Source organism: Bradyrhizobium sp. MOS001 (assembly GCF_004634465.1).
GTDB classification, from domain to species: Bacteria; Pseudomonadota; Alphaproteobacteria; order Rhizobiales; family Xanthobacteraceae; genus Bradyrhizobium; species Bradyrhizobium barranii.
In genome coordinates, this window is the sequence record NZ_SPVJ01000004.1 from 345765 (window position 1) to 354636 (window position 8872).

Sequence of the window (8872 nt, forward strand, 5' to 3'; positions counted from 1 at the left end):
CTTTTGACCGCCCTGAACGGGCGTTGCTGCCGGGCAGACGTAGCATGCGCCGCAGCCACGTTGATCTAGGTCAAGCATCACCCCCGCCTTTGGCCTCACGTCATGTTCAGCCCATTTCAGGCGGCGACGTCGCCTTTCAGTTCGCTGGCGCCCGGCAATTTCCAGCTCGGCGTCGCATTCTTCCAGTGGCCTCCTCTCCCTCCTGATCCTGCAGCAGGCTTACTGGGGGTTCGTCGACGAGGACCTTGCTCATGATAACAATTCCAGAACTGACGTCCCAGGCGCTCGGTGCGTTCCTCATCTCGGAGACAAAAGGCCGCTTCGGCTCATCGCATGCCAGCTTGCCGGAATTGCTCCCTTACGCGGCGAAGCTGGCCCTGGAATGTATCGGCAACAGCGATGCATTGTATCACAACGTGGAGCACACCCTGTTGGTCACGCTGGTGGGGCACGACATCCTGATCGGCCGCTCACTTCTGAGGCAAACCACGGCCAGCGATTACGCTCACTTTATCCTGGCCTGTCTGATCCACGACATCGGCTACGTTCGGGGCGTCATCTACGGAGACCAGGAGGGCGCCTATGTCGTTGATGGTACCGGCCGAACGGTTGAGTTGCCGGTCGGCTCCTCCGATGCAGCGCTTGCGCCCTATCACGTCGATCGCTCAAAATTGTTCGCGGTGGAGCGCCTCGACGCAGTCGACCAGATCGACGCCGCGCGCGTTGCCCAAGCCATCGAATATACCCGCTTTCCCTATACAGACGCACCAACGAGCGAACTCAAGGATGATCTGGACGAGGAAGAAGGTTTGTTGCTGCGCGCTGCTGATCTGATCGGCCAGCTCGGCGATCCGAACTACATGAAGAAATCAAATGCGCTCTTCTATGAATTCGAAGAGATAGGGCTCAACAAATCGCTCGGATACGCCACACCCGCGGACGTGGTGCACAAATATCCGCAGTTCTACTGGACCAAGGTCGCACCGCAAGTCCAGACGGCGATCCGTTATCTGAACGTAACGTCGAGCGGAAGACAATGGATCAGCAGCCTGTATGGCAATGTCTTCCGCGCCGAGCGAGAGGTTAGACTATCTGGCCCGCAGTTGTAGATCGGTGGTCTTGAACGGATTCGAGGCCCCGGTTTTGGAGCTTGAATCACGTCTCGGGCAGCGTCACCAACCCGCAATGGCCGGTCGCGGTCCTGCTAATGCTCTGAACTTACTTCCGCTTGCGGCGGCATTGTCGGACTTGCTACTGGCCGAGGCCCGTCGCGAATGACCCGCAGCCGACGTTTCGGGCCCGTGAGCGGAAGGTTGATCTAGATCAACAGAAGCGTTGCGGCGTTGTGTCTGGGGTACGCGTCCACAGGGTTCTGACATCTCCATGACGGAGCTTGCAATGACCCGTACCCGTGACATCTCCAAATCAGAAAGCGCGCGCAGGCGCGAACAACTGATGCCACGGCAAATCCGGCCGGGTGTCCCCTCTTCGGGGCCCGGCCGGACATTTGTGCACAAAATCACGTAACTGCATCTCTCGTTACCCGAAGCCTAACGATGGAGGCTGGGAATGGGCAGAGACCTATCCGTTAATTTGCTGGCATTGTTTTTGGCTGTGACGGGGCCTGCTCCGACATCCGCACAACAACCCCAAAAGCCAAACGTTGTTTTCATTCTCGCCGATAATGTCGGCTACGGCAAAGGCGGCTCGCGTCTGTATGCGCCAAACTCCTGATGGGTACGCTTATCGAGCACGCCCGCTCGTGTTGCATTGTCTAAATGATCACGGAGGTCTCCAATGGCATCGGAACCAACGTTCACCCGACGCGATTTCGGTCTTGCTGGACTGGCTATTGCTGGACTGGCTTTAGGAGCGATGGCGCTCCCTTCTGTCGCGCCCGCCCAGGCTCAGCAGAAGCCGAACATCGTCTTCATCCTGGTCGACAACACTGGCTGGGGCGACTGGAGCTGCTATGGCGGCACGACGCCCACGCCGCGCATCGACAAGCTCGCGAACGAGGGCATTCGTTTCAACAACTACAACGTCGAGGTCCAATGCACACCCACGCGCTCCGCAATCATGACCGGACGCATGCCGGTCCGCTCAGGGACCTACGCCGTAACGCTTGGAGTTCCCTACGGCCTGGCACCCTGGGAATACACCATAGCCAACCTTCTATCCGACGCAGGATACGCTACGGCGTTGTATGGCAAATGGCACCTCGGCGATATTCAAGGGCGTCTGCCGAACGACAAAGGCTTCGACGAATGGTGGGGTATCCCGAACACTTGGGACGAAGCCGCGTACACGGAATATCCGACATACAACGCCCTGGTGAAGCAGATGCTCGCCGAGCATAAGGGGCCGGAGCCGCTCGACATTCCTCCCCACATCCTGGAGGGTCGCAAGGGCGAGCCGTCCAGGATAGCGATGGCCCTGGATGAGAACGTCCGTCCCGTCGTGGATGAGAAATACCTTGTCCCCAAGACGATCGACTTCATCAAGCGGAATGCGGCCGCGAAGAAGCCGTTCTTCGTTTACCTAGGCTACTCGGAAATGCATCAGCCCGTCATGGCGAATCCGAACTTCAAAGACAAGCCTGGCGGGCTCTACTCCCAAGTCATCGGCGAAATGGATTTCCGCGTCGGGCAAGTCCTCGATGCGATCAAGGAAGCGGGCATCGACGACAACACCATTGTGATTCTCAGCAGCGACAACGGACCTTACGGTCCGGTATTGGCGGGCGGGGCTGGAGGCTCGAGCGGGCCTTGGCGGGGAAGCTTCTTCATTCCGCCATGGGAGGGAAGCCATCGGACCGCTGGGATGATTCGCTGGCCAGGCAAGGTGCCGGCCGGAGTCGTCACCGACGAGATGCTGGCCGCGACGGACTGGCTACCGACGCTTGCGGCGATCGTGGGCGCATCGAACCTGGTGCCGAAGGATCGGCCGATCGACGGCATCGATGCCTCAGCGTTCATGCTGGGTAAAAGCCAAACCACCGGTCGCGATTACTACATGTTCTTTGGACCCGACGCCAAGCTCATGTCCCTCAAGTGGAAAAACTTCAAGACGATCCTCCGCTATTCCAAGGGAATCGATGAGCCCATCGTCGAGCCGCAGGCGCCGATGACGTACGATCTGAGCAGCGATCCGCAGGAGATGTATAACCTCTTCGCCACCGTCCAGACGAACGGTTGGATATTTCTGCCCTTGTACCGCGAAATCGCCAAGTACGAGGAGAGCGTGAAGCAATACCCGAACCTCAAGGTGGGCGAAGATTTCAAGGGCTATGGGAGGAAATGAGGGCGATCGAACGTACAGCAAGGGAGGATCACAAATGTGCCAATGGTGCTTGTGCTCGAACCTTTCGCGGCCGTCGAGAAGGCGTTTTTTGGCTTCGATTGGCGCATCGGCTGCTGCTGTTACCCTCGCGGGACCAGCCGCTTTCAGCGCCTCTGCCGTAGCACAAGATGTCAAAGATCCCCCAACGCGGTCGATCACAATCTCAACCAAAGAGGTTACGGATCCCGACGTGGCGGTTTCGCCTGACGGGCGCTGGCTGGTCTTCACCGCGCTGGGTCACCTGTTTCAGCTGCCGACCACGGGTGGTGCGGCGAAGCAGCTGACTTTCGGCCCGTACTACGATTCAGCGCCGGCGATCTCGCCCGACGGAACGAGCGTGGCGTTCATTTCCGACCGGGAGACCCTAAGCCAGGGCAACGTCTTCGTCCTCGATATCGCGAGCGGCCGAATCCGCCGGCTAACCAACGAATTCTGGGCCGACCGGCCGGCATGGTCGCCCGACGGCAAGAGCATTGCCTTTCTCAGCTATGAGCTGCTCGGACCCACGGGCGATTACTGGTTTGTCGTCCCTAAAGGGCTGAGGAGTCAGGTTCGACGGGTCGGCGTCGCGGACGGCAAGGTCGCGGTGTTGTCGGAACCCGGCTTTGCGCGGGCCGTCGCGTTTCTCACCGACGGTCGCCCGGTCTGGTCGGAGGTCGAGCTCGATAGCGAAAAGGAACCCGCCGTGAGCCGGCTCGCAGTGGCGACCCAGGCGGGCCCGCCGACGACCGCGCTCATGGTTGAAGGCGTGGTGGACCGGATCGGCGCCGATCCCGGCGGCCTCTATCTCCGACTCTACGAGGTCGCGTCTCCACTGAAGAACCTTTTTCCGCAGCGTGAACGACTGGCTTATCTGCCGCTGGGTCGGGGCCGCGCTGACCAGACGGTGACCGGCCTGTTGAGCGGGCCGGAACGTTCGGCGCAGGGAGTCGAGGACCGCGGCGAGGGCGCGCGCGTTTATCCAGCGCAACTTTCGAATCCGATGCCGCGACCGGCGTTTGGCGTCGCCAACGGCTCCATCTACCTCGGCGACCGAGGCAAGCTGTGGCGTGTAGACGCAGCCACCGGCAAGCGCGACGAGATCGCCTTCTCGGCGGAGATCACCTTCGACTTCTTGCCGGGATCGCCGCCGCCCGCTTACACAAATCGAAATCCCGCCTCGCCCACGAGCATCCTCACTCCTCGCCTCGCTCCGGACGGCGCAAGCGTGATCTTCACTGCCGGCGGCTTCCTGTGGCGGCAGACGTTTGCCGGAGGCGAGACCCGGCGGCTGCTCGACACCGGCGGCTTCGAGTGGGGTCCGGCGGCCCTCTCGCCTGACGGCAAGAAGCTCGCCTATCAATTGAGCGAAGGGGCCGACCAGCAGCTTCGAGTCGTGGACCTCGCGACCGGCCGAAACCAGGTGCTGATCTCTCAACCTCGCACCGGGCGCTACCAGCCCGCCTGGAGCCCGGACGGCACCCGGCTCGTTTACGCATACTACGAGCACCGGGCGCACGGGCCGAAGGTGCCGTGCGTTTACCTCGCGGATCTCGCCAGCGGCAAACGCCGCAAGCTGGCGGACGGAAATCCCCGTTGGACGCCTTCCCCACACTTCTCGGGCGACGGGAAGTCGGTCTATTTCACTGCCGATGGACAAGTGCATCGCTACCCGATCGAGACACCCGGCGCCGGCCAACCGATCACCGAGTTCACGGAGTTCGCGGCGGACGCGCAGGTTTCACCGGACGGCAAGCGGCTCGCCTTCCGCCGCAACGACGAGATCTGGATGGCGCCGCTCGGGGCGCATCGCGTTAGGCAGGACGAGACGTTCCGGCTTTCCCCGAGGGGCGGACACAATTTCGCCTTCACGCCTGACGGTGCCTCGCTCGTCTACTCGAGCGGGGCCGACGTGTGGCTCCATCCTCTTAAGGATGGCGGACAGAAACAAATCCCTATCCAGCTCAAATTCTCGACAGAACCTCCACCACCGGTACTGCTCCGCAACGTGCGTGTCCTGGATTTCAAGGTTGGTGGCTTCACTGAGGGCACGTCGCTTCTGGTCGAGGACGGCCGGATCCAGTGGATCGGAAGCGAGGCGGGCCACACGCTACCGGCAAACCTGAACGTGGTGGACGGCGGCGGACGGTTCGCCATTCCCGGCCTGTTCGACGTGCACACGCACACCGCAACCCCCATCCATCCCCAATCGGCTCGCGACGTCAGCCATATGGAGCTCTGGATCGCGTACGGGGTCACCTCGGTGGGAGACATGGGCAGCGACCTGAGCACGCTCAACGCCTGGGCGGATCGCCGCACGGCCTTCGGGGCGCCCGTGCCGCGAATCTTTTCGTACGGCAGCATGATCGAGGCGATGCCCTTCATCTTTGGCGGCTCCGCCTTCATCGCCTCCGACGAGCAGGCGCGAGAGGTCGTGCGCGTGGAGAAAGGAGAAGGCGCCGTCGGCTTGAAGTCCTATTTCACCTTGCCGTGGTCGTTGCATCACGCGATAGCTCGCGCAGCGGTCCAGGAGGGGCTGCCCGTCCGAGCCCACGCGTTCGCCCGGGAGGAAGCGATCCGGGGAGTCCTCCTCGGCCACGAGGGCGTGGAACACATGCTTTCCGTCAACATGTACTACGACGATATCCTGAAGCTTTTCGCCGCGGCGGGGACGCGTTGGACGCCGACCTTGCCGGTCATGTTCGCGTTTATCCCCGAAGCCGCGCCGGTCCGGACCGCCATGATCGATACGGTAAAGCGCGCCTATAGAAATGGCGTGCAGCTCCTTCCCGGTACGGACTCACTGAATCTCCGGGATGAGTACGGCCAGGCGGTCCATGCCGAGCTCCAGAATTTCGCGCAGGCGGGAATCCCGCCGCTCGAAGTGCTGCGCATCGCGACCCAGCACAGCGCCGCGATGGTGGGTGCGGACAAGCTCCTGGGCAGCCTGGAGCCGGGCAAGCTGGCGGATATCGTGCTGCTCGAGGGCAACCCCCTGGACAACATTGCGAACACGCTGACGGTGTGGAGGGTGCTCCTCGGCGGCAGGGTGTTCGAAGAACCTCAGCCGCTAACCGCAAACGGCGGCGAAGATGTAAGCACCTCGGATGATCCGCATTCGGGTCATTGATGCGACCTCGGCGGGCGCTTCTCGGGCGCCATGCCGTGCGTACGCATACACAATTCGTCTTTCGCACCCTTCACCGGACCAAGGGCCAGCGCGGCCTCGATGGGTTGGAGACATGCTTGAGAGGGTTGGTGCGGCGGCTACGCTACAGCCGGGCGGCGACACCTGGAACTAAATCGACGATGAAGGTGGCGGACATGGGCAGTGACATCGGCACGCTTGGAGCCCTGATCCACGCCGCCAGACGGAATCACGCCACCGGAAGGCGACGGTGAAAATAGCTCAAACCCGATCTTCATCAGGATAATTCCGCCGACGATACGGACCATGCTCAGCGGTACGCCGAACAAGCGCAGGATCAGCGTTCCGAAGATCAGAAAAAAGAGAGACAGCAGCAGCGCATAGAGGCAGGCTTTCCAAGCCACCTGGCGATGGGTGGCTGCGTCCCGGCCTTCCAGCATCTTCAGATAGACCGGCAGGACCTCGAAGGGATTTATGATCGCGAGCAATGTCGCAAACGTGCCCACGAACAACGAGAGTTCATGACCCATCGACCTTATTCCTCTCGCGGCGACATCATCGCGCTCGGGCTCAAATCGCGGACGGGGCCGCTGCTCACCCAGCCGGCGTATGCGCGCGAGACGAAAGTGCTCGGCGGCCAGGTGTCGTTCGGGACTCGGGTTCGGCTACAGTATACAGGATTTCAAGCAGGCTAAGGAGACGTTGGATGCCGCGCTATGCATGTTAGGCAAAATAGCAAGCGCTTTGTCGGGCAACTTGGCATTGACGCAATTCATGCAGCTCGACGGGCGGACGCATTAGGATCCGTAGCTGTGGTGCACGAGACACAGTCTCGTAGCAAAAAGCAACCGAGGAAAGATTTGCCGATTTTCGCGTAGACGAGCCGGTGCGTGCGCGCTTTCCTACCCGTGCGCCCGCACACCCGGGTGTCCTTTGGCATCATGGCCGGTGGGACACGAAAGGGAGGACGGCAGATGCAGCGTAGTAGATCGTGGCCGAGTCCTGGTTCTTGGCAGCAGCTGGGTGTCTGCGCGCTTGCCGTCTTCCTAACGCTATTCGCTCAATGTGCCAGGGCCGATGAAAGCGGCGTTTCGTTCTGGATTCCCGGCCAGTTTGGCAGCCTTGCAGCCGTCCCGACGACGCCTGGCAGGTCGCTGGGGACAGTCTACTACCACACGTCGGTAGCCGCATCCGGCGGCGTCGCCGCCGCCAGGGAAATTCAGATCGGCCGCTTTGCGCCGACCGTCAATGTCAGCCTGAACGCGAACCTCAATTCGCCAGCCGATCTCGTATTCTTGTCGCCGACCTACACCTTTGCCACGCCAGTGTTGGGCGGCCAATTCTCGGCCGGGGTGACAGGAATATTCGGCAGGGTCGAGACGAGCATCGCGGGCACGCTGACGACCGCGGTCGGCCCGACCGCGGTGCAGCGCACGGGCACCATATCAGACTCGCTCACATCGGTGGGTGATCTCTATCCGATGCTGACGCTCAAGTGGAATAATGGCGTCAACAACTGGATGACTTACCTGACCGGAGATATTCCGGTCGGAGCCTATGATCCGAACCGGCTCTCCAACCTCGGGATTGGTCACGGCGCAATCGATGGTGGTGGAGGTTACACCTATCTCAATTCAGTGACGGGGCACGAATTTTCCGCAGTGGCCGGCTTCACCTACAACTTCAAGAACCCGGACACGCAATATCAAAGCGGAATCGATTTCCATCTCGACTGGGGTGCGTCGCAGTTCCTCTCAAAGCAGTTTTTTGTGGGCCTCGTCGGCTATGCCTATCAGCAGGTGACTGCAGATTCCGGTCAACACCCAATTCTGGGACCTTTCAAATCCCGTGTTCTCGGGATCGGGCCCCAAGCGGGCTACATTTTTCCGATTGGAAAGATGCAGGGATATTTGAACCTGAAGGGCTACGGCGAATTCGATGCGGCAAACAGGCCGTCGGGGTGGAATACCTGGCTGACGTTCGCGATCTCGGAGGCGCCGCCTGAAAGTACGGTGACGCCGACCAGGCATCGGGTGACCAAGTGAGCGGCCATTGACCTGAACCCGACTGCCGGCTTGGGGGGTCACAGAAGTCGAACGCCGCAGCATCGCAGTTGCAGCGCGTGATTGCGGCGAGCCGGGTTACCCGAATGACCCGGGCAAAAGGTCCCCGCACATCGAGAGAGAGGGCGACTTCCGTTTCTGGTCCATCGCGTCATTTCGCTCCGATGCGGAATTTGATCGCTACCGGGGCATAGCGGACTCTCGCGAGCCGTCAGCTCGGCCGACTTATGAGTTCAGGGCCTAGCACTACTTTGGCAGAATGTGTTTGCGCCCCTGTTTTTCAAGGATTTGCTTTCGGCAATATGGGCACTGCTGAGACGGCGGCCGAAGGATGAGATCG

5 protein-coding genes are annotated in these 8872 nt (G+C 61.1%); 4 read left to right on the forward strand and 1 reads right to left on the reverse strand.

All coding sequences use genetic code 11. The features are described from left to right. The first annotated feature begins 251 nt into the window (after positions 1-251). From CT676_RS09385 to CT676_RS09395, 3 genes are all read left to right on the forward strand, one after another. Positions 252-1109: a metal-dependent phosphohydrolase gene (locus CT676_RS09385; RefSeq protein ID WP_085404874.1), complete on the forward strand. Its 858-nt coding sequence runs from the start codon at positions 252-254 to the stop codon at positions 1107-1109. Between the two features lie 688 nt (positions 1110-1797). Then, positions 1798-3303 (forward strand): sulfatase-like hydrolase/transferase, encoded by a 1506-nt coding sequence (locus tag CT676_RS09390; protein ID WP_135214418.1) that lies wholly within the window; start codon positions 1798-1800, stop codon positions 3301-3303. A gap of 229 nt (positions 3304-3532) precedes the next feature. Continuing rightward, positions 3533-6451, forward strand: coding sequence for an amidohydrolase family protein (locus CT676_RS09395; RefSeq protein ID WP_161495926.1), 2919 nt, complete (start codon positions 3533-3535; stop codon positions 6449-6451). Between the two features lie 137 nt (positions 6452-6588). Here the strand turns inward: CT676_RS09395 and CT676_RS09400 are convergent, their stop codons facing one another. Further along, a complete protein-coding gene (locus CT676_RS09400) occupies positions 6589-6999 on the reverse strand; it encodes a MarC family protein (RefSeq protein ID WP_094184481.1) in 411 nt (136 codons plus the stop codon). 444 nt (positions 7000-7443) lie between these two features. On the opposite strand from CT676_RS09400, the gene CT676_RS09405 reads away from it, so the two are divergent. Beyond that, positions 7444-8514 carry a transporter gene (locus tag CT676_RS09405; protein WP_135214419.1) on the forward strand — a complete coding sequence of 357 codons (1071 nt, stop codon included), beginning with the start codon at positions 7444-7446 and terminating at the stop codon, positions 8512-8514. The last annotated feature ends 358 nt before the right edge of the window (positions 8515-8872 follow it).